This window comes from Opitutales bacterium, from assembly GCA_013215165.1.
GTDB lineage: Bacteria > Verrucomicrobiota > Verrucomicrobiia > Opitutales > JABSRG01 > JABSRG01.
Genome location: JABSRG010000010.1, coordinates 19,319 through 41,770, shown reverse-complemented (window position 1 = coordinate 41,770; position 22,452 = coordinate 19,319). Strand labels below are relative to the sequence as shown.

Annotated in this window: 16 protein-coding genes; 10 read left to right on the top strand and 6 right to left on the bottom strand. The window is 50.0% G+C overall.

What is annotated here, in order from left to right:
* Nucleotides 1-263 precede the first annotated feature (263 nt).
* Complete coding sequence (locus HRU10_03160; GenBank protein NRA26230.1) at nt 264-815, top strand: hypothetical protein; 552 nt, start codon at nt 264-266, stop codon at nt 813-815.
* Between the two features lie 114 nt (nt 816-929).
* Here HRU10_03160 and HRU10_03155 read toward each other — a convergent pair whose 3' ends face one another.
* Complete coding sequence (locus tag HRU10_03155) at nt 930-1,565, bottom strand: class I SAM-dependent methyltransferase (GenBank protein ID NRA26229.1); 636 nt, start codon at nt 1,563-1,565, stop codon at nt 930-932.
* A gap of 1 nt (nt 1,566) precedes the next feature.
* Entirely contained in the window at nt 1,567-2,376 is an 810-nt protein-coding gene (locus tag HRU10_03150) for a hypothetical protein (protein ID NRA26228.1), read from the bottom strand.
* Between the two features lie 81 nt (nt 2,377-2,457).
* On the opposite strand from HRU10_03150, the gene HRU10_03145 reads away from it, so the two are divergent.
* The 6 genes from HRU10_03145 to HRU10_03120 all read left to right on the top strand — a co-directional run bounded on the left by HRU10_03145 (nt 2,458) and on the right by HRU10_03120 (nt 11,584).
* Nucleotides 2,458-2,937: a hypothetical protein gene (locus HRU10_03145; protein ID NRA26227.1), complete on the top strand. Its 480-nt coding sequence runs from the start codon at nt 2,458-2,460 to the stop codon at nt 2,935-2,937.
* Between the two features lie 121 nt (nt 2,938-3,058).
* Complete coding sequence (locus tag HRU10_03140) at nt 3,059-3,394, top strand: glutaredoxin (protein ID NRA26226.1); 336 nt, start codon at nt 3,059-3,061, stop codon at nt 3,392-3,394.
* A 143-nt stretch (nt 3,395-3,537) separates the two neighbouring features.
* Nucleotides 3,538-8,079, top strand: a complete 4,542-nt coding sequence (gltB, locus tag HRU10_03135; GenBank protein NRA26225.1) for a glutamate synthase large subunit — start codon at nt 3,538-3,540, stop codon at nt 8,077-8,079.
* Nucleotides 8,080-8,120: 41 nt separating this feature from the next.
* Complete coding sequence (locus HRU10_03130; protein ID NRA26224.1) at nt 8,121-9,338, top strand: aminotransferase class III-fold pyridoxal phosphate-dependent enzyme; 1,218 nt, start codon at nt 8,121-8,123, stop codon at nt 9,336-9,338.
* Nucleotides 9,339-9,341: 3 nt separating this feature from the next.
* A complete protein-coding gene (locus tag HRU10_03125) occupies nt 9,342-10,574 on the top strand; it encodes a DUF1343 domain-containing protein (protein ID NRA26223.1) in 1,233 nt (410 codons plus the stop codon).
* A gap of 14 nt (nt 10,575-10,588) precedes the next feature.
* Nucleotides 10,589-11,584, top strand: a complete 996-nt coding sequence (locus tag HRU10_03120) for a zinc-binding dehydrogenase (protein ID NRA26222.1) — start codon at nt 10,589-10,591, stop codon at nt 11,582-11,584.
* A 4-nt stretch (nt 11,585-11,588) separates the two neighbouring features.
* Here the strand turns inward: HRU10_03120 and HRU10_03115 are convergent, their stop codons facing one another.
* Nucleotides 11,589-12,059 (bottom strand): tRNA (cytidine(34)-2'-O)-methyltransferase, encoded by a 471-nt coding sequence (locus tag HRU10_03115; GenBank protein NRA26221.1) that lies wholly within the window; start codon nt 12,057-12,059, stop codon nt 11,589-11,591.
* An 89-nt stretch (nt 12,060-12,148) separates the two neighbouring features.
* Between HRU10_03115 and trpS the strand changes: the two genes are divergently transcribed.
* From trpS to HRU10_03100, 3 genes are read left to right on the top strand one after another with little or no spacing between them, the layout of a single operon-like run.
* Nucleotides 12,149-13,216 (top strand): tryptophan--tRNA ligase, encoded by a 1,068-nt coding sequence (trpS, locus tag HRU10_03110; protein NRA26220.1) that lies wholly within the window; start codon nt 12,149-12,151, stop codon nt 13,214-13,216.
* 13 nt (nt 13,217-13,229) lie between these two features.
* On the top strand, nt 13,230-14,510 hold the full coding sequence (locus HRU10_03105; protein NRA26219.1) for a hypothetical protein: 1,281 nt from the start codon (nt 13,230-13,232) through the stop codon (nt 14,508-14,510).
* 47 nt (nt 14,511-14,557) lie between these two features.
* Nucleotides 14,558-15,589 carry a phosphotransferase gene (locus HRU10_03100; GenBank protein NRA26218.1) on the top strand — a complete coding sequence of 344 codons (1,032 nt, stop codon included), beginning with the start codon at nt 14,558-14,560 and terminating at the stop codon, nt 15,587-15,589.
* On the opposite strand, the gene HRU10_03095 is transcribed toward HRU10_03100, so the two are convergent.
* The 3 genes from HRU10_03095 to HRU10_03085 all read right to left on the bottom strand — a co-directional run bounded on the left by HRU10_03095 (nt 15,586) and on the right by HRU10_03085 (nt 22,353).
* Nucleotides 15,586-17,958, bottom strand: coding sequence for a response regulator (locus HRU10_03095; protein NRA26217.1), 2,373 nt, complete (start codon nt 17,956-17,958; stop codon nt 15,586-15,588). The genes HRU10_03100 and HRU10_03095 overlap by 4 nt on opposite strands.
* Nucleotides 17,959-18,121: 163 nt before the next feature.
* Nucleotides 18,122-20,737 carry a hypothetical protein gene (locus HRU10_03090; GenBank protein ID NRA26216.1) on the bottom strand — a complete coding sequence of 872 codons (2,616 nt, stop codon included), beginning with the start codon at nt 20,735-20,737 and terminating at the stop codon, nt 18,122-18,124.
* A gap of 131 nt (nt 20,738-20,868) precedes the next feature.
* The gene (locus tag HRU10_03085; GenBank protein ID NRA26215.1) at nt 20,869-22,353 is read right to left on the bottom strand and encodes a sulfatase-like hydrolase/transferase; all 1,485 of its coding nucleotides are present in this window, start codon (nt 22,351-22,353) and stop codon (nt 20,869-20,871) included.
* Nucleotides 22,354-22,452 lie beyond the last annotated feature (99 nt).

Here is a 22,452-nt window from a genome sequence, read left to right as displayed (position 1 = left end):
GTGCCAGATGGGGCCGAGTTCGCGTCAGAACTCAGCCTGCCGAAAACCTCCATTGGCTTAGCTCGCGCAAGATAAATCATCAGTCACAGTGTGCTCTGGCACCAATCTTTTTGTCAAGATTCAGATCGAGCCAAAGGTGCCCGTACATACGGGCTGATAAAATGCCGTAAAAGCGGCTGCCATAAAGGCGCTTGACCCTTGAAAGGATATTCAGAATTACATTACTCACACATCACGTAACAATCCTTCAACCCTGCCCTCATATGATCCGATCTCTCTTTGGACACTCAAAGCACGAGGCAAGTCTGGCATCCGCAACATCTAGAGCTACCGCTTGGCGAGAACAGTGCCAGCGCACCGAGTTTGAAAAGCGCGAACTTGAGCACACGGCGATTCGTAACAAGGCGGAGATTGAGGAATTGCGCAAACAAAACGAATATATGCGCAATGCACTAGCAAAACATCACCGCCTCAAGGAAGTCTTCGCGACCACAGATAAAATTCGCCTGGAGGAACTTAGATCAGCGATCAGTAACGCAGAATCTTCTGACACAATTCTTCGAACCATCTTCTATTTGATCAATAAACGCCAGGAATCCTGCGAAATTGCCGAAAATGAAGTCGACGTTTCCAATGGGTTCAAAATGGCTTACAGCAATGGAGGTACTGCAATGCTTCGCAGACTGAAGGAAGATTTCCTTAGCCTCATTGCTGAAGCTGGTTCAGACAGGAAAGAACTTAAAGACACCAGATCTCCTTTCTCGAACCGTCGCGAAAAACGAAAAGCATCTAGCGACGTGGACCAGGCAATTTAGATAAAAACCTTTTCATACCCCTATCCCTGGAGACCACTCGGCGCGCAAAGCCCGGGTGGTCTTTGGTTTTGCGACCCGTAATAATTTGTAGCTGCATAAGCTCTGCCCTTTTCTTCAGACCTTGAAGTATAAGCATGAATTAAGGCTACCCCGACCAAACGAGCAACAGCGACGAGCTTCGAAGGCATTTTGTTCAAACCAGGTAGCATAGTCCGGTATACGTCGGGCACGGATATCAGTTACGTATTGGAAAAATTTATATAAGCAGCGCAGCCGAAGCCACTGATAATTCCGATTGAGAGGTTCGACATAATCCCCCACCCACACCCAACCTCCCGTGCTTAATCCACGTTTAGCTTCTTTCAAAACATGCCGCATGCCTCTGTCATCAAAGCAGTCTAGAAAACAGTGCATAACCACCCCATCAAATGCCTCATCACACTCCCAACCTATGACGTCAGCTTGATCGAACCTCACTCTCGACCCATACCCCATATCAATAATGCGACGCCGTGCCATCGAGATCATACCAGCACTTTGGTCCACAACTCTAAACTGCGCTTGCGGCCAGGCTTCGAGGGCCGCTTTTAGAAAACGCCCATCACCTTCCCCAAAAATCAACACTGAGCGTGAAGCGACCAAATCAGGGTCACCAAGAAAAGCTTCACGCATTTTCCGGAGTTCTCTTCCTGACCAAGCCATCTTGAGTAGGTGGTAGATACGGCCGAGGCGTCCAAACGGATCTCTCATATCAAATCAACAATACTAGACTGATTAAGAAAACGATCAGTACCGCGTCCAACTTCTGCCCATCCAAAGAATGGTTGGAAAGCCGAAGCCGCCGCGCCCAAACCAAGGTGGCCACAACAAAGAGAGCCATACCAAGGATCAAAATTATGGGGACCCAAAAAAGCGAGAAGAGCCACACCACAATCATTAACCACATAATTCTCCATCCGAAACGCTGATTAAAAATAGTGAAACTAAAAGCCGACGGCTCCTCGCGAGCGTTATCTTGATGCCTTTCCAAATACGCCATCACCAAGCAGTCAAAACTGCATAACAGGCCGAACAATAAGGCGGTCCACCATCCTGACATCTCCAACTCCCAAGGGCTCAGCCCTAATGCACCAAGGAAAAATAAGCCTCCGATACACACCTCCTTGCTCCCTCGACGCAGCTTCCCCCTTTGGGCAAAAATCGTATACGCCCCCACCCCTCCAGCGAAACATACACCGAGAGCAAGCTCTTGGGGTGAAAGACATGAAAACGCGATTATTAGATCTACAGTAAACAAAATACACCAAAGGCGAAAAAGCATGAAGCGGTGCCTCACATAAATACCATGCCGCGGCAACGTCATGGAAAACAGAGGCTGTCGCGAAGCATCCAGCCAACGATCACCCATGTAGGCCAATACGACTGTAATTAGGAGCACCCAGCCATATCCCAGATTTGCGGGCACATTCGCTACCCGGCACACCAACAAGTATCCCAAGAGCGCAACACACCCGGCATCGATGCCAAGCGCATGTATCCACCTGGAGAAATAGGACGCCATTTTTTCAGAGATACACCCGACGAGCATGGACTCAATTTTCGATCTGTTGATTTTTACCGACAGAAAGCTTAACTCATTGTCGTGCGTATTATTTTTCCGATATTTTGCAGCCTTTCATTTCTTTTGTTGTGCGCCTGCAGCGATAGCCAATTGGGCGAAAGTGCCGCGCGAGAACGCCTGCGCAATGACTACCTAAAAGCGGTTGCCCAGCAAGACTTCGAGGCAATGGTCGAGCTATATCATTGGGAACACGTCGAACCTAGATACAGGCAGCTGGTCCTCGTTGCTTTGCGTAATGAACTCCCAATGGAAGTACGTGACATTACCTTTCATGATCTTGAGCCCGGCGACGGGATCGATTTCGAATTCCAGGGAGAGCCCTACACTGGCAATCTTACGCCCCAACTCAGGATGGGAGTCGAATTCGAAACAGAAGATTTCTTTTCGACTTCCTATCTACTTGGATTTCACGTTGGACGATACAAGATTATCAATGCAGTCCCACGCAAATCATTGAAAACCAATGACTCCGATAACGCAACCGGTCATAGCCATGATTAGATTTTATCTATTTTTGTCTTTCAACAGTTTGATCACCCGATAAAAACATATCTTCTTTTCGAACGGAGGCCACAGATGAGCCGCCGCAAAACGACTTCGATTTCCGATCAACTAAAAGACCATGAAAATCAAAGCCTACCTAAAGCCGCAATGCGGATGGAGCATGGGTGTCCGTGCGATTTTTGACAAATATCAGCTTCAATACGAAGATCTCGATATTATCAACAACTCTGCGCTTTACCAAGAAATGGTTGAAAAATCAGGTCAGCCTCTCTCTCCATGTGTTGAACTTGATGGCATAATGCTCGCAGATGTGTCTGGAGAGGAAGTTGAGAACTACATGCTCTCAAATAACCTGGTTTCGCCCAACGAAAAAAAACCTTTCGCTCCGACTAATACAAATTGTAGTGGCATGAAGGCAGCCGAGGAAAATTCTAAAACGGTACGTTTCCTCTGAGTCCGAACAAGGGCAATGTGAATGATCCTTGACGTTGCCACCAAATCTGCAGAAAAAACCCGGCTTTTTCGCGGCGGTCTACTGCATCACTTTCGGGATCTTTCGGCCCGCGCCTCCTTCGAAAGCACTCTGCAAGCCTCACTATGGCAAACATTATACCTTCTCCTCTCTACCGCTCTGACTTTGAACATGACGCCTGCGGCGTCGGCTTCATCGCCAACATGCATGGCACCAAAAGCAATGACATACTGAGTCGCGCGGTTGTAGGGCTCAAAAACCTTGCGCACCGGGGTGCCATAGATGCAGATGCCATCACAGGCGATGGAGCGGGCATCCTGACTCAGATTCCTTATTCTATTTTCAGGAAAGAGCTGGAGAAAGTTGGTAAGAATCTATTTCGTGAAGAACATCTCGCCGTCTGCGCAGTATTTCTTCCCTTGGATGATGAATATGGCCAAGCACAAGGCCGTCGTATTATTGAGGAGTCCGTAAAAGCAGAAGGCCTCCACTTCGCGGGATGGCGCGAATGCCCTGTAGACAACTCTTGCTTAGGTAAGAAAGCAGAACTTACCCGCCCCCTTATTATGCACGGCATGATCATGCGTAACGAAGAGGACGACGCGACCTTCGAGCGAAAGCTACTTCTCGCTCAGAAAGCCTCAGCACGACGTGCCGAGGAGGATAAAGTGAAGGATTTCTACATTGTGAGTATGTCTCACAAAACCATCACCTATAAAGGACTACTCAACGCGCCTCAGGTAAGGAAATTTTTTCTCGATTTTCAGGACGAAAGCTACGAAACCGCATTTGCTATTTTCCATCAGCGCTTCGCAACCAATACGTTCCCAGACTGGACCAAGGCACAGCCTTACCGCATGCTCGCTCACAATGGTGAAATTAACACCATTCGTGGCAACCGTAACGCCATGCGGGCGCGTGAATACTCTAGCGAAGTCGGAGTGTGGGGAGACCGTTACAAAGACCTGTCCCCCATGGTGCAGCAAAACATGTCGGACTCCGCAAGCTTCGACAATGCGCTGCAAATTACGACAGCAGCAGGGCGCAGTGCCACCCATGGTGTGTCTATCATGATGCCCTCAGCTTGGGAAAATGATCGATCTCTAGACGACGAAGTGCGTGCTTTTTATAAATACCATGCCGTAATGATGGAGCCGTGGGATGGTCCAGCGGCTATCGTGTTTACTGATGGACGCTACGTCGCCGCCAGTTTGGATCGCAACGGTCTCCGCCCTGCTCGCTATAAGGTATATGAAGACGGCACGGTAATCCTTGCCTCTGAGGTGGGCCTGATTCCCGAATGGGGCTCTGTTCCCGTAAAAGCCGGGCGCCTCGGCCCTGGAAAAATGCTCGCAGTCGACCTCGAAGAAAACCGGTTGGTCGAGGATGATGAAATCAAAGGTAAATTCGCTGCAGATGAAAACTACAGCGAATGGTGCAGCCGATGTATTTCCAACCTCAGCGACATCACGAGCGACTCATTGGTTCACACGGACGTGGATGCGAGCGAAGCAGAACTCGTCCGAAAACGCGTCGCTTTCGGTTATGATATCGAAGAAGAAGAGCGCATCATCATCCCCATGGCAGATACAGGGGCTGAAGGAATCGGATCCATGGGCGATGACACCCCACTCGCTGTCATTTCGCGCAAACCTCGTCTCATATACACCTATTTTAAGCAACTCTTCGCACAGGTAACTAATCCACCTATCGACTCACTCCGTGAGCGTATGGTGATGTCCCTCAAAACCCACCTGGGTGGACGCATCAGTCTCTTCGAGGGCATGGTCAAAAACCATGAGTTTATTGCTCTGGAATCTCCGATCTTACTCGATCACGAGTTCGAGACCATCAGCCAAAATTCTTGCCTTTCGGATAATATAGCGGTTCTCAATGCAACCTTCCCCGTCTCAGAGGGAGAATCGGGCCTTGAGGTCGCTTTACTCGCTCTGCGCGGTGCAGCCCGAAAGGTAGTTGCCGAGAAACAGATTAAAGTGATCGTAGTGAGTGACCGGCACACCGATTCAGATCACGCTGCGATCCCGACTCTACTCGCTGTCGGCGCTGTCCATTCTGAACTCGTTCTAGCCGGCAAACGCATCAGCTGCGATATCATCGCAGAGACAGCGGAGGTTCGCGACGTCCACCAGACCGCAACTGTCCTCGGATTTGGGGCCAACGCGATTTATCCTTATTTAGCTCTGGACTTGATTCGCTCGCTGTCAAAGGCCGATAAACTGGACGCCTCAGTCTCAATCGAGCAAGCCCAGTTGAATTACCGTTACGCGATCGATAAAGGCATCCTCAAAATCATGTCCAAAATGGGCATCAGCACTTTATTTAGCTATCAAGGCGCAGGAATATTTGAGGCGGTCGGTATCAGCCAAAAGGTAATTGATGACTGTTTTTCTGGAACCGCCTGCCCTATCGACGGAATTGGCTATGCTGAGATTGCTTCTGAGGCTATCCGCCGACACACCGCCGGATTTGAGGTAACTGACGAAAATCCAGCAATCACCAGTGATGGATACTTCAGCGTCGTAAAAAAAGGGGAAGGCGAATTCCACGGCTGGAATCCCAAAGTCGTATCTGGAATGAATCGCTTTAACCGTAAGGGAGGCGACTATGAGGCTTTTCAACCTTACAAAGACGCGGCTGACGACCACCAACCCGTCTCTGTAAAAGACCTGCTCAAAATCAACTATCCCGAGCAAGGTGTAGACATCGATAAGGTAGAACCCATCGACGATATCCGTAGCCGCTTCACCACTGCGGGGATGAGTCTTGGAGCTCTCTCTCCCGAGATGCACGAGTCTCTCGCTATAGCGATGAATAGCATCGGTGGTAAGTCGAACTCGGGCGAAGGCGGTGAAGATCCTAAGCGATTTTCACCCTACGACAATGGTGATAATGCCAATAGTGCAATCAAGCAGGTGGCTTCTGGCCGCTTTGGCGTCTCAGCCGAGTACTTGGCGAATGCTCGTGAAATCGAAATCAAGATCGCTCAAGGTGCAAAGCCCGGTGAGGGGGGCCAGCTCCCTGGCCACAAGGTCTCGCCCCTTATTGCATCGCTGCGCTATTCGGTTCCCGGCGTAACACTTATCTCGCCCCCTCCTCACCACGACATTTACTCGATTGAAGACTTGGCTCAGTTGATCTTTGACCTCAAAGAGGTCAACCCACGCGCTAAGGTCTGTGTTAAACTTGTATCCAGCTCAGGTGTGGGCACGATTGCGGCTGGAGTTGCGAAAGCCTACTCCGATGTGATTTTGATCTCAGGTCACGATGGTGGAACAGGAGCCTCCCCTCTTTCTTCGATCAAGCATGCAGGATCAGCATGGGAAATTGGCCTCGCTGAGACGCACCAAACGCTCATGATGAACGACCTGCGTGGCCGTGTCACACTGCGCACAGATGGCGGCATGAAGACCGGACGCGACATCGTCATCGCTGCCCTCTTAGGAGCTGAAGAATTCAATTTCGGCACCTCAGCGCTGATAGCGGGTGGCTGTGCCATGTTCCGCGTCTGTCACCTCAATAGCTGCCCAGTCGGTGTTGCAACTCAACGCGACGATCTGCGGGCTAAATTCCGAGGCAAACCCGAGTATATCGTCAATTACTTCAATGCTGTAGCGGAAGATGTGCGCCGTATTCTTGCTAAACTTGGAGCGCGCACGCTCAACGACATCATCGGCCGCACTGAATTTCTCGAACAAATCGAGGATCCGGAAAATCCGAAAACTTCGAAAATCGATTTCAAGGGACTCCTTCACAACCCAGACCCGGTGGGTGAAATGCCACGCTATCATACACGTGAGCGCAATGATCGCTTTGGGAGTGATGGCTCCTTGGATGATCGTGTCATGCAGGAAGCTAAGGAAAGCATCGTTCACATGAAAAAGCCCTTCCGCGGTTCTTTCAAAGTGAATAACATCTCGCGCAATGTGGGCACCCATCTTGCCGGAGAGATTGCTTACCTCCACGGTAACAAGGGCATGAAATCTGGCACTATCACGCTAGATCTCAAAGGTAGTGCAGGACAAAGCTTTGGCACCTTCTTAGTCCAGGGTCTCCGCCTCAATTTGACGGGTGAGGCTAATGACTACGTCGGAAAGGGTATGAACGGTGGAGAGATCATCATCCGCCCGAAAGCCGAAGATAATATCGTCTGGTCAGAGAACGTCATCATCGGAAATACCTGCCTCTATGGAGCCACCGGCGGACATTTGTTTGCAGCTGGCACAGCCGGTGAACGCTTCGGTGTGCGCAACTCAGGCGGCACCGCTGTCGTTGAAGGTGTCGGTGATCACGGCTGCGAATATATGACTGGCGGCACAATAATTATTCTTGGCGAAACCGGACGCAACTTCGGTGCTGGAATGAGCGGTGGCCTCGCCTTCATCTATGACGAGAACGACGCTATGGCAGAGCGCATCAATCCTGAGATGGTTGAACTCAAATCCATCGAAGATGTCGATGAGAGCATTGCCTTGAAGGCAATCACTAAACGGCATGCAGAGCTGACTGGTAGTCCCAAAGCGAAGGATATCATAAACAATTGGGAACGATCATTGGGCTTATTTAAGCGGGTCACACCTTTCGCCGCAGCTGACGTCACGCCTCCAGTCTTCCGGGTGGAAGAAGGACTCAACGCTATAACGGTTTAACAAATCTGCCGGAGCACCGTTGCTCCGGCTTTTTTGCATCTATGGACTACGCTCGCTCCCGGAACATTTTCGAACGCGCAGAGCAGGTCATCCCAGGAGGCATTTATGGCCATGTGAGCCCCGCTGCAGTGCTGCCAGGCCGCAGTCCCTATTTCGCAGCACGCGGCGAAGGGCCCTATTATTGGGACGCAGATGGAAACCGATACATCGATTTTGTATGTGGCTATGGCCCCATGGTCTTGGGTTATCACCACCCGGGAGTAGAAGCTGCAGCAGCAGAGCAACGTAGCCAAGGGGCAGTTTTCAACCACCCCACCGAGACGAGTATCCAGCTCGCCGAAAAACTAGTGAGTTTAATCGACTTCGCAGACTGGGCTGTCTTCGCGCGCAATGGCTCAGATGTTACCACCTGGGCCACCATGGTTGCCCGGGAGCACACGCAGAAACGAAAGATCATAAAAGTAGGTGATGCCTATCATGGCGTCGATCCCTGGTGTACCCCAGGGACAGGGGGGCTCATTGAGGAAGATCGTTCGCAGATTGTGAACATCCGCTGGAATGATCTTGAATCGGTCCAAAAAGCTTTCGCTGAGAATCAAAACGATATAGCAGCGGTGATCCTCACCCCGTATCACCACCCAGTATTCGCACACCAAGTCTTTGGCGAATCTGCATTCTTCCAAGGCATTCGCACACTCTGTGACGCGGAGAATGCTCTCCTCATACTCGATGACATCCGGGCAGGTTTTCGGACGAGCATTAACGGCTCCCATTCAGTGTTCGGTATCCAGCCCGATATGGCCTGTTACTGCAAAGCGCTCGCTAACGGCTATCCGATATCCGCTGCTGTCGGAACATCTGCCCTCAAAGAAGCTGCATCGCGCGTATTTCTGACGGGTAGCTACTGGAACGATGCTGTAGCGCATGCCGCCTGCCTTGCCTGCCTCCAAATACTCGAGGAAGCAGGTGTTCCTGAACACCTCGATAGAATCGGCACACTATGGACTGGCGAATTGTCAAGACTCGCGTCAGATTGCGGCATATCCTTAAAAACATCGGGCCCAATGGCAGCTCCCTATGTGAGTGTCGATGATGATCCGAACCTGACGCATACCCAGAGTCTCTTTGGAGAATTGATCAATGCAGGTCTTTTCATGCATCCACATCACAACGGATTTATGTCATTTGCCCACACAGATTCCGTGGTCGACGAAGCCCTGGAAATCGCATCGGCTGTATTCAAAAATTACACTCCATAACCCATGCGTATCCTAGCAGTCGCTGCCTTCCTTTTATTCGCCTCCATCTCCTTTGCGCGCATTGAGTTGGGGGTCGATGTCCTCCAGCAGACAGGCTTCGATGTACTCTCTGGCCAACGCGTGGGCCTATTGACGCACCCGGCTGGTGTAAATCGTTTTGGCACGCCGACGGTCGACGTGTTGCGACGTGCGCCGATGGTAGAATTAGTCGCTCTGTTTGGTTCCGAGCATGGCATCTATGGCAATGAGGAGGCGAGTCAGCCCGTGGACGACAAGATCGACTCGCGCACCGGGTTACCTGTCTACTCGCTTTATGGCAAATACCGAAAACCGACGCCCAAGATGCTCGCAAACATCGATACCCTGGTCATCGACCTCCAGGATATCGGCGTGCGTTCTTACACCTATGTGAGTTGTATGCGTTTGGCGCTTGAGGCCTGTTTTGAAGAGGGAAAGAGCGTAGTAATCCTAGATCGACCTAACCCCTTGGGCGGCTTGAAAGTCGACGGTCCATCGATGGATGAGGAATGGCGCAGCTATGTGGGCACATTTCCCACTCCTTATGTTCATGGCATGACGATAGGAGAGCTAGCCCGCATGGCTGTGGCAACACCGAGCTGGCTTGATTTGACACCAGAGCAAATACGAGCGGGTGAACTCATAATAGTTCCCATGCGCGGCTGGAATCGCTCCATGCTCTGGCCCGACACAGGACTCGAATTTGTCGCCACCTCACCGAACATTCCAGACGTATCAGCGGTTCTCGGTTATTCAATGACTGGCTTGGGCGCGCAGCTGGGTAATTTTTCACATGGTATCGGCACCCCCTACCCCTTCCGCTTCCTGCGCTTTAAAGGTAAATCACCAGAAGAGATACAAGGGGCATTGAATAGAGAACAGCTTCCCGGACTATCGTTTCCAATTATTGAGACACGCACCCAAGCAGGCATAGTCATCCGCGGTGTGTATGCGCGCGTGGATAATTGGGCGGTGCTTAATCCCACCCAGATCAGTTTCGCGATGATGAAACTTACCGGCTTGTGGCAGCCAGAGGCATTTCAAAATGCGAAGGATCTGGATATTGGCTTATTCAATAAGCACGTCGGTTCATCTGCTTGGTGGGACGAAATTTTTAATCGCACGCGACAGCCCAACGTGGACAAGTTTCTGCGCGCTTGGGAGACTCGTGCGCTTGCATTTCAAAAACAGTCTAAGCCCTATTGGCTCTACCCGTAATCCGGTCTTATATTATGAAAGCACTCCTCCTAGAAGATGTAGGCGGTAATCCAGTTATAAAAACTGTGAATATGCCTGAGTTGATAGCGGGCAACATCCGCATCTGCATCAAAGCCGCGGCCTTGAACCATAGAGATGTCTGGATTCAGAAAGGACTCTACCCCGCTATGAAACTCCCTATGATTCTCGGCTCGGACGGAGCCGGTGTAGTCGATGAGATTGGCGACGGCGTGGATTCTAGATGGGTGGGAAAAAACGTGGTGATCAATCCCTCCTTCGAATGGGGCACCAATTCCAAGGCTCAAGGCAATGATTTTAAAATCCTGGGTATGCCGCGACCAGGGACCTTTGCCGAGTACATCGTGGTTCCACAAGAGCAGGTGATAGAAGCACCCGAGCATCTGAATTTTAACCAAGCTGCTTCGCTCCCTCTTGCTGGGCTCACGGCTTACCGCGCACTGTTCACGCGCGCAGATCTCCAAGCCGGGGAAAAAGTTCTTATCACTGGAATCGGTGGCGGTGTCGCTCTTTTTGCGATGCAATTCGCCTCAGCTGCCGGGTGCCGTGTCTGGGGCACCTCATCTTCTCATCAGAAAATAAAAAGCGCCAAGAAATTGGGTCTCGAAGGTGGCTATAACTATCAAGACGAAAGTTGGTCAATCGAAGCCTTCGCTGAGACAGGAGGATTTGATGTGATCATTGACGGCGCGGCAGGAAAACAATACGGCGAGCTCATCGACGCAGCAGCCCCCGGTGGGCGTATCGTCCACTATGGAGGCACTGCTGGGGAGCCAGACAACCTACCCATCCGCAAAATGTTTTGGAAGCAACTCAACATTCTCGGCACCACGATGGGAACTGCTGAAGATTTCGCGCATATGATTCACTTTGTATCTGAAAAACAAATCGCGCCCATCATTGATTCGGCAATTCCTCTATCTAATGCCGCAGATGCTTTTGCTCGCATGGACTCCGGTGAACAATTCGGAAAACTTGTCTTGTCGGTATAGAGATTTAGACGGTTTCAGCACCCCGAATCTGCCGCAGCGCTTCGTAGGTGGCGATTCCTGCAGCGGTCGCTAGATTCAAGCTGCGCAAAGCATCCCCCCATTGAGGGATCTTTAGGCGATCGACACCTGGCTCATTATGTAGCCAATCGGGTGCCCCATGCCCTTCGTTGCCAAAGATGAGCCCATCCTCATCAGAAAATTGTGCATCCCAATAGCTGCGTGCCCCCTGAGTTGTGAATAAAAACAGATTACCCTTGGGCCCCTTGTCACTATCTATAAACGCTCGCCAGTCTACATGCTCGAAGACATCTAAACGCGTCCAATAGTCCATGCCAGCCCGTTTGAGGCTGCGGTCACTAATTTCGAATCCGAGTGGATGGATCAGATGGAGCCGCGTTTCCGTGATCGCACACATACGACCGATGTTTCCGGTGTTCTGAGGAATTTCTGGCTGGAAGAGTATGATTTGCAGCATGATCGTATCTGAGAGTATGTCGCGGAATCGCGCCCTGCTTCAAGAGTTGACACTTGCCAAAAATATTCGGCCAAGCCTATCTCGTTTAGATGAGCTCAGACCGTCCTGTTGTCCTCACTTGCGCCCAACCTACCAACACGCTGACGCTTGGTAATTACCTAGGTGCCTTGGGCCAATGGGCGAGAATGATCAATAACTGCGATTGCTATTTCGGCCTGGTCGATCTGCACGCGATCACAGCTGATTACAATCCAGCCGATCTCCGTAAAAACACCTTTGATTGCGCCGCACAATACATCGCCTGTGGCCTAAATCCTGAGAAAAGCCATCTGTTTGTTCAGTCTCACGTAACCGGGCACACAGAATTAGCATGGGTCTTAGGCTCACTGACTCCTATTGGGGAACTCCAGCGCATGACACAGTTCAAGGAAAAGGCCGCAAAACTTGGCTTTCAATCCACCGAAGATTCAGAGAATGAATTAAAATTTACGCACGATGGCGCACGCGCTCAGGCTTCGGTTAACTCAGGCTTGCTTTACTATCCTGTGCTAATGGCTTCCGATATACTCCTCTACAATGCCGATGTAGTTCCCACTGGAGAAGACCAGAAACAACATCTCGAACTATGCCGAGATCTAGCACGTCGATTCAACCACCGCTATAGCGACACATTTACCATCCCAGAACCGCGCATCGCTAAAGAAGGTGCGCGTATTATGTCCCTCCAGGAGCCGACAAAAAAGATGAGTAAGTCAGATTCGGATGCTCTCGCTACAGTCTTCATCACCGACGAACCCAAGCTTATTCAGAAAAAGATTATGAGCGCTGTGACTGACTCGGGCTCAGATGTCCGTGCAGCTCCTGACAAACCAGGCATCACGAACTTGATGACTATCCTGAGTGTCTGCTCCAAGCAGAGTATGGAGAGCATAGAAACTGAATTTGCATCAAAGGGATATGGGGAATTCAAAAAGTCTGTAGCTGAGGCAGTCATAGCAACGTTGGATCCGATTCAGACGAAGTATCACGAGTTTCATGCGGACAAGACCTACATCCAGCAAGTGCTGAAGAAAGGTGCAGAAACAGCTCAAAAGCGTGCCTATAAAACACTGGCAAAGGTATACCGCAAAACTGGATTCATGGAACGCGTCCGCTAGAATCTTTAATTGAATGAATCATATCGAATCAGCACCTGAAGCATCGTGGACACGCCTCCGCAAATGGCCGTTCGTGGTTGCCGATGTGGTGCTGCTCGCCGCTGCCATCACCCTTCCTCTTTTCGCGGAGCAACCTCTCAGCCCCGGGGTTGTAGCTACATCTCTCTCGGCCTTGTTTATGGGCTGTCTTCTCTTAATCCTACCCTTTGCGATCGAATATGTCGTCAGGCTACGCTCAGAAGTCACTCGAAAGAATTTACAGCTTGCTACACTCCGCAGTGCGATTGAGTCGAATACCAGTAAATGGGAAAGCTTCACAAAAGAGGCTCAGAAGCTCTTTAATTCTACTCATCTAAATATTTCTGGCTATGAGGGGGTGCTCCAGCGATACGATAGCCGCTTTGGACAGCTAGAAGGAGCGATTCAGCAACTGAAAGATACGAGCGATGCCTATGTCGGAAGAGCGGATAAAGTCGAAGAAAGTGATTCTCTCTCCATCGAGACTCTTGAAGTCCAATTGGCGGAGATTAGCACCACGCTTCGCTCGCTCCAGGAGAACAACGGAAGTCAGGATCTTCAAGATCAGCCCGACTCAAAACTCACAGAGCGCATGCTCAGTTTAGAGCAGACTGTCGCTCAACTAGTCACTTCGCTAAAACCGCTTATTGAACCGTTAGAAGATCCAGACTTTGAGTGGTCTGATCCATCTGGTAAGCACGATTCGATGCTCGGAAAGGCTCTTGAGTCCAATTCAGCTTCCATCAGTCCGTCTGTTTTTGGCCTTGGAGACCCTGACCTACCCGATGCGGGCGATTCTGAACTGCAAGAGTTTGATGATCCAGATGTAGAAATACCCGAAGGTCTAGAGTCTGAGATCGATGACGAGGACTGGTTGATAGACGATGGCGATGAAGAAATAGATGTTGTAGATAGTTCCGAGCCAGATGAAGAGAACACCACGATTCCATTCCCAGTTCAGCAGTCGAACACCTCACCTCTCGTGGCAGAACCTGACCTAGAATCCAGCGAGCTTCCACAACACGCGTCAATAACTGCCAACATCCTCATGGGTATCGGCGACCAACTTATGATTCGTGGCAATGGCCCAGGGCTCTCGGATAAGCACGGCACACCCATGGAGCTCGTAGAGATCGGAGCCTATCGGTGGCAGTCTGATTTGGTAAACGAAGCGATCACCGTAGAGCTTTGGCTCAACGACGAGACGCCCGCTTTAGGCGGGGCGATCACTCTGCAGCCCGGTGAAACTGTAGACCTGACTCCCTATTTTCCGTAGCTTTCAGACACTGAGGAATTTTCACACCTGTATCTCTTCCAAACAGAATGGACCGCGCACAGCTGAAGGAAACCCATCCTGGCACTTTATTCATTGATGAGCTGGAGCCAGAAGCAATGGGTACACTGCTCGAGGAGCTCCTCGGACTTGAGTCTGTTAGCAGCTGCAGTATCACCCAGCTCGGTGACGGGAATATGAATCTTACTCGTCGCGTTCACATCGATGGCAAAGACTATGCCGTTAAACAGAGTGTGCCGTGGGTGGCTAAATACCCCCAAATCGATGCACCATGGGACCGCACCATCCGCGAAGCATCATTCTATCAAGCGTGCATCTCGAATAAAGCCGTGCGCTCACGTATGCCGCGTTTACTGGCAACGGATCTTGCGCGACGCATACTTGTATTTCAGTTCATCCCCAAAGCTACTGATGGGTCTGCCATATACGATCCTGAGGAAGTAATGGACCATGGCTTAGGAGAACAACTCGGACACTTCTTGGCTGCACTGCACCACACTCCAATCGATCCGAAAGTCTCTCCGATGCTCACAAACAGAGATATGCGCACGCTAAATTTTGAGCATATTTTTGATCTCCCCTTTCGGCCCGATATCGATCTAGAGCTCGATGCTCATTGCCCCGGTCTTCAAGATCTGGCTCGTCGTATTAAATCCGATGGACGTCTCCACCGCAAAGCAACTCAGCTGGGAAACGAGCTCTATCTGTCGGACGGGGCACAGTTGATCCACGGAGACTTCTTTCCAGGGAGCTGGCTTTTCACCGGTGACAAGGTCTGGATCATCGATGCCGAATTTGCTTTCCTAGGAAATGGGATTTTTGACCTCGCAGTCGCGAAAGCGCATCTGGAGTTGGCGGGAAAAAATGAACTATTCGGGCATCTCCTTGCTGGATATCTGAACGAAACAATCGAAACCCCAGATGAGAAGACACTCGAGACTCTATCAGCGATTGAAGTCCTACGACGTCTCATCGGTGTCGCCCAACTCGACTTAGACTATGATCTGAAACAACGGAGCAATATAGTGGAAGAAGCTGCGGAAAAAATTTGGTCCTACTAGCTCATGACAAATCTCTTCAGCGGCAAGTAATGATCCAATACGCTACGAAGTCGTGACAGCCTAACGGGCTTGGTAATATAATCACGCATTCCAGCTTCAATAGCTCTAGCCCTGTCATCATGAAAAGCGCTCGCGCTCACGCCAACAATTGGAGTCGGGTTCGTAATTTGGCACTCCTGGAAAAAGCTCAAAATCTTAACCGTAGCATCCAGGCCATTCATTATCGGCATCTGACAATCCATTAAAATCAAATCAAAGCAGTCCTGATCCAATATATCTAGGCACTCATATCCATTGTCAGCCGCGACCACCTCATGGACGCCCAAAGAATTCAATAAACGCACCATGACATGTTGGTTATCCTGGTTATCCTCTACGACAAGAACACGACCTCGATATTCCGAGATTACCTTTGATTGCTCATTAACGGACGGCATGACCTCCGATCTCGAGACTTTGCCACACGCCCGAATAAACCGCCTCAGGCTGAGTGGCTCAGGAATCCAATCATAGTTCACATGTTCCCATTTCGGAGGCTTGATGCCACCTACTTTGATAACTCTGCGACCCACAGCGCTACTGAGTGAAAAGACTTCTGGTAATCCTTCACCGCTAGATGGACCTGAACCACAGTTACCTAAAACTAAAAAATCAAAGCCAGGCAACCTGTTGGCTGCCTCATACTGATCTACAGATTCGAAGACAACGGCATCTCCCCGTATCGCTTCGATCGCCTTTCTTAGTGCTTCACGCCGCTGGCTACTTGACTCAATAATACAAACTTTTGCTCCGCGGATATCATTATCGCCTCCGAGCGACCATATCGGGCTCAATTCCCCCAATTCAGAAGGTTCATGAAGCGGAATGGACAATACAAAACAAGCGCCCTCTCCAACGCGGCTCTCAACTTCGATCCTTCCGCCCATTTTTGCCGCAAGCTTTTGTGAAATCGCTAAACCAAGACCAACTCCGTCAAACTCGCGTGACATTGAAACATCGACCTGAGAAAAAGGTTTGAATAAGCAATCTATCTTATCTTGAGGAATACCGATACCTGTATCTCGGACGGATACTTTCCATTCGCCATCCTCCAGACCAAGCTCAATGCAAACATGCCCTGCCGAGCTAAACTTAATAGCATTGCCAATCAGGTGCGCAATGATCTGCTTTATCCGGACTGGGTCTCCTCTAGTCAGGAAACTTGATGAAATTTCGAGATGAACGTTTAGTTCGAGCCCTTTATTCGATGCCTCTAGGTAACGCTCCTCAACCACCTGTTCAACACAATCTAAGATACAGAAGGTTCGACTTTCCAGTTCCAACTGTTCTGCTTCGATTTTGGTGTAATCCAAGACATCATTGATCGTCGATAGAAGCACCTCTCCGCTCATCAAAATCATACGAACAAACTCCATTTGCTCTGGAGACAAACTACTGCTTTCCAAGAGCTCAGTCGAACCGATGATTCCATTGAGTGGTGTACGAATCTCGTGACTCATTATCGCCAAAAAAGCATCTTTTGCCCTATTGGCTGCCTCGGCATCCTCCTTAGCTTCGATGAGTGCCTTTTCCGCCAGTTTACGTTCGTGGATATCCTGAAAAGCTCCCAATGCACGAACGGGTTTCCCATCCAGGAGTTCAAACTCCCCAACTGACCGCACCCAACGCACATTTCCCTTTGCGGTTACAATTTGGCACTCAATGTCAAAGGCTTCTCCCTGCTCGATGCCGCGACTAAAAACCTTTTTCAAAAGCTGTCGACTTTCGCCTTCGCGATAAAAGCCTACTGCTAGCTCGGCAGTCGGCACGAACCCCCCATCGACCTCATGGATCTGCTTCGTAACATCACTCCAAGTGATACGTCCCGATGACAAATCCATCTGCCAAGCACCCACGCGCGCGACCGTGTTTGTTCGATCCAAAAGGTATTTCTGCGTTTCCAATTGCTTGGTAGCCATATTGAGACGTTCATTCATCTCTAATTGAGCCATCTCGGTTACCTTCTCGTCCGAAATGCCATTCATCGTCCCCACAATCCGTGCAGGCTTACCATTATCGCCCCATTCAACAACTTGGCCACGAAAATGAACCCATAGATGAGCGCCAGATTTCGTGCGCATGCGGTGATGGTTATCATAAGAATCCGACGAGCCTTGCAGGATTCGCTCAATCGCATCGATATGTCGACGGCGATCCTCTGGATGCAAACAATTCGACCAATCCTGCAAATTCCCAACTTCTTTGCTAGCATCGTGGTCGAGCAACGCCCTCCAATAAGCAGGAAATGAGACCGTATTATAGACAGCATCCCAATCCCAAACCTCAGCCCCAGAGCGCTCTAACGCCGATCTCCAGCGCGATCCGTCCATTACGTTATCAGGAGCTGATGAGTCCACATAACACTAAAAGGAAAGCGATGCGGTCTTATCAAGGTTTAATGACGTTTTTATTGTTAGGTTTTTTGCGGAGAGAAACCATAAAAAAGGCCGTCCGAAAACTGGACGGCCTTTGATAGGTCCCTGAGTGTAGGGATTAGAAGTTATATTTGAACGAAAGACGTGCTTCGACACCTGGGTTCTTTGTGAGAATAGTGTTTGCCGCGAAGATCGGATCGGAACCAGCGAAGTTGTCTTCATCAGTTACGTTATCCACGGTAAGCATAATCTCATAGTCTTCTGCTTTGTAAAAAGCATTCAGGTTCACTACTGCTGAAGATGGCAGAGTCAAAGTGCGATCGTAGTTCTGAAAGTAGCTGTCCTGATAGACAACACCACCAGAAATTCCGAAACCATCAAAGAAGAGATTCTCATACACTGCAAACAGCTTGAAAGTGGTCTCAGGCGAACCACTTGAGATCAAATCCGGGTTACCACTTGGAGCGCCTCCTTCTGGTGTAAATCCACCAAAAGCATCAGCAAATTGGTTGAGGAGGCTGCCTGCATTGAGAGCCAGTCCGATCTCATCATCACCGGCACCAGTTGGGTCGGTAAGTCCAAATGGCATCGTGCGGAAACCAAGCGGTGTCAGCAGGCGAGTTTCACGCGCAGTGAATGAACCTATGAGAGTGAGATCTTCTGTTGCTTGATAGGTGACCTCGAACTCGAACCCTTCAGAATCGTATACATCCGAAGTCGCTGTTCGGTCATTGAATGATGACTGCTCCCACTTGAAGAAGGCAAGATTTGCAAAAAGGCGCCCCTCAAGAGCTTGAACCTTGAAACCCACCTCCTGTAATTCGCCTTGGCCAAAGTTGCCAGCATCCAATACTGCTCCACCTTGAACGGGGATGTATGTCAAAGACTCCTGAGCTACGTAATAAAAGCTCAGCCAGTCACCAAACGTTACGACTGGATTGACCGACCATGAAAACTCAGTACCAGAATCAGACCCTGTGTTTGGCGCAATATCCGTGGGTCCAGACGGCACAGATGTATCAAGGTCAAACTCATCATAGCGCATGCTGGCCAGGATGTTGATGTTGTCCCCAAAGCCAAGGTTACCCAAAGCAAACGCACCCGTCTGTGTTAACTCAGATTCAACAGCGTGTCCGCCAGGAGCGCCGGCACCGAAGCCCCCTCCCCAGAAATTGTTGCCAGAAGCCGGGTCGACTTGGGCACCGGCGAGAATGATTGAATTAGCAGAAATTTCGTCACGAGTGATATCGCGACGAGAGAAAGGCTCAGTCCAGAAGTCTTGGAGCTGTTGAGCCTCAGTGTATCTCACCTGGGCACCATAAGTGAGGTCCAGGGACATATTCTCTCCATCCCATTGATGCTCGAAAGAAACGCGTGCATCAATGACATCTTGCTCCGTTTGGATCGCATAGCCGTAAGATGAGAGCTTGTCGGTTTCGATCGATTCAAACAACACATCGAAGTGGATCTTGCTGTCAGGACTTACTGTATGCTCTAAATCGGCGAACAAGATAATGTCTTCTGAGTCCGCAAAATCAGTTGGATCAGAGAGAACGGTGCTGCCCTCAATATTCTCGGTGAATACAGTTCCACCGGCGGCAAAATAATCTGCAGTGTAGAGATAGCCAGAGGTCGATTGAACGACATTGCCAGGGAGACCATCGTAAATTGTAGCACGTGTCGCGGGATCACTCAGATCGAGTAGAGCCCCCATTTGCGCAGCTGTCAGTGAAGACCCAGCAATCACCTCCTCGGGAATGAGGAGTGAGCGGAACCATTGATTCTGCTCCGGAGTTCCGAGAAAATCGAAAACGGTTCCATCGATTAAACCACGATCCGCCACACCAATATCCTCACGGACCAAGCTGAGAGGTTCGCCGATTACGTATTCGCCGTTATCGATCAAATTTTGAGAAGGACGATTCCATCCAGCATTCTCGTTTGACTTGTAGTTAAAATACTCACCCCCGATGAAGAGCATGGTGTCTTTTGAGAGCTGAATTTTTGCAGAAGCGTAGATCGAAAGGAAATCATTATCCACATCGTCATAATAACTCCCTGCATCCTGTGCAGTCACAGAGACCCGGTAAGCCGCAGGTGTGGAGTCGCCGAGCAGGATCGGTCCACCCACATCTAACTGAGCCTTGTAAAAATCATTGGTCCCAATTTGGAGCTCAATGGATCCGCGAAACTCGTAAAAGTAAGGAGCTTTGGGAACCATATTGACATAACCACCCACGTGGGCAGGCATGAGGTGCGCTGGTGCCGGACCTTTAACGATCTCCATCGCGTCGAGAGCTCCAAACGATGTGGGCATTTCGTTCCGCTGGAATGCGCGCAGCATACCATTGTAATAGATACCACCTTGCCATCCGCGAATCACCGGCGCACCAGCGATACCATAAAAATTCACACGCTCAGTCGATGCACCAAATTTTGCGAGATCGTTGAAGTCAGCTATCCCGAACTGATCAAGTAATTCGGGACTAAGAACTGATACAGCTCGAGGTGTCTCGAATAGGCTCATCCCCTCCATGAACGCTCCACTGACCACCTGATCGGTAGGCAAAAGAGAATCCACAGGTTCATTAGCAGTCTGTTCCGCAATAAACGCCTCCAAGACCGGAAGGTCTTCCTCAGCCTCTTGTGCAGACAGGAAGCTTGAGGTCGCCGCTGCTGCGGCAAACACCATTGGCTTCCAGGATTTTGAGTGTAGTTGTGTAGTTTGCATCATATTGTTTGTGGTCGATCGATTGATCAAAAGACCACCCCAAGCAGATGCCATACCACAGGGGTACTCCGGCCGATCAAGAGTAAGCTGGACCGCAAATCGGTTTACGACTTACTTCCGAACGGTTATATCGATTAGTAGATCCCCACTCGCGGCGGCAACGGATCTGAACAGGCAGCAATACGGTCACTCAATTTAAGCAACAGCTGACTCTTGGTTTCTGCAGCTTGGGGGTCTTCCCATAAGTTTGTAAACTCTTTCGGATCGTGTTGCAGGTCATAGAGCTCGCCCTCTCCAGTCTCATGGGTAACCACCAGCTTGTGTGTTTCAGTACGCACCATACTGAGTGAAACAGGAGGCTTAGGGTTAGAATTACGATATTCGCAATACACTGAATCGCGTATATGATCCCCATCCTGATCTCCCATGAGAACGGGTAGTAACGACTGGCCCTGCATCCCTGGATTTCTCGGCTCACCGGCTGCCTCGAGCAATGTGGGAGCAATATCGGTCGCTTCAACCAAGCCCTTTGCCCGATAGCCCTCACGGATTTTACCCGGCCATGAAATAATCAAGGGCACCTTAATTGCGCCTTCGTATAAAAACGGTCCTTTTACGTAGCGCCCATGGTCTCCTAGCATCTCACCATGGTCGGAAGTGAAAATAACAATCGTGTTTTCTGCCTCTCCTGATTTTTCAAGGGCCTCCAAAAGTCTGCCGACCTGACGATCAATGACATCACACATCGCCCAATAAGCGGCCCGACACAGGCGATTTTCTTTATCTGAACGATTTAGGGACGAAACTTTGGTCCCTTTCTTACCGGCGGGCTTTTGGTGTGAAGGCTTATTTTCCAACTCACCTTCTCTGTAGTCAGGCAGAGGTATGTCATCCAGGATATCAAGATACCGCTCTAGAGCGTCTTCAGGCGGATCGAGTTGGAAGTGCGGATCAAAAATATTCACTGAAAACAACCAGGGATGGGGACGCGCACTGTAACCATTTATAAATTGGATCGCTTTTTCCACACACCAAGTCGTCTGGTGCAGATCTTCAGGGAGACCCTTTACTAAAAGTGGAGAATGCTCGGACTCTTCGTAGCTCAAAAACTGGCCCTTGTCCCGAAGCCATTGAGTGTAGGCGCTACTCGGATCGTCGACACGGGATGAATGATCCCAATGAAAAACATCATAGCCGTAATCAATTCGTTTCTCCACGCCTTTAAAAAAATGAGCGGAGTCGTATCGCCACCATTCTTCGCCTAACTTGAGGCGCGCGTCACAATTGCTTAGATGAAGCTTACCTGACAATCCACACACGTAGTCGGCCTGATCACGGAGCATCTTTGGCAGCGTAACAATGTCTTCTGGACACTCTTGACCATTGCGCGTCAAGCGAGTCGTTGATGGATAACGCCCAGTGAGAAAAGAACCGCGACTTGGGCTACAGAGCGGATTTTGAACAAATGCATTTTCGAACAGCACGCCTTGTTGGGCTAAGCGGTCAATATTTGGGGTGCGCACAAACGTGTTTCCATAACAGCCCAATGTGTCCCATCGTTGAGAATCCGTGCATATCCACAAAATATTGGGCTTTTTCCCTTTTCCTTTCAATTCCATAAAGTCATGAAAATGAGCAGCATATGAATTGCAATCATTATTTGATCACTACTGATCAATCTCGCTCACGGGTTCGCCGCAGGGATTGTCGTTCTGGAC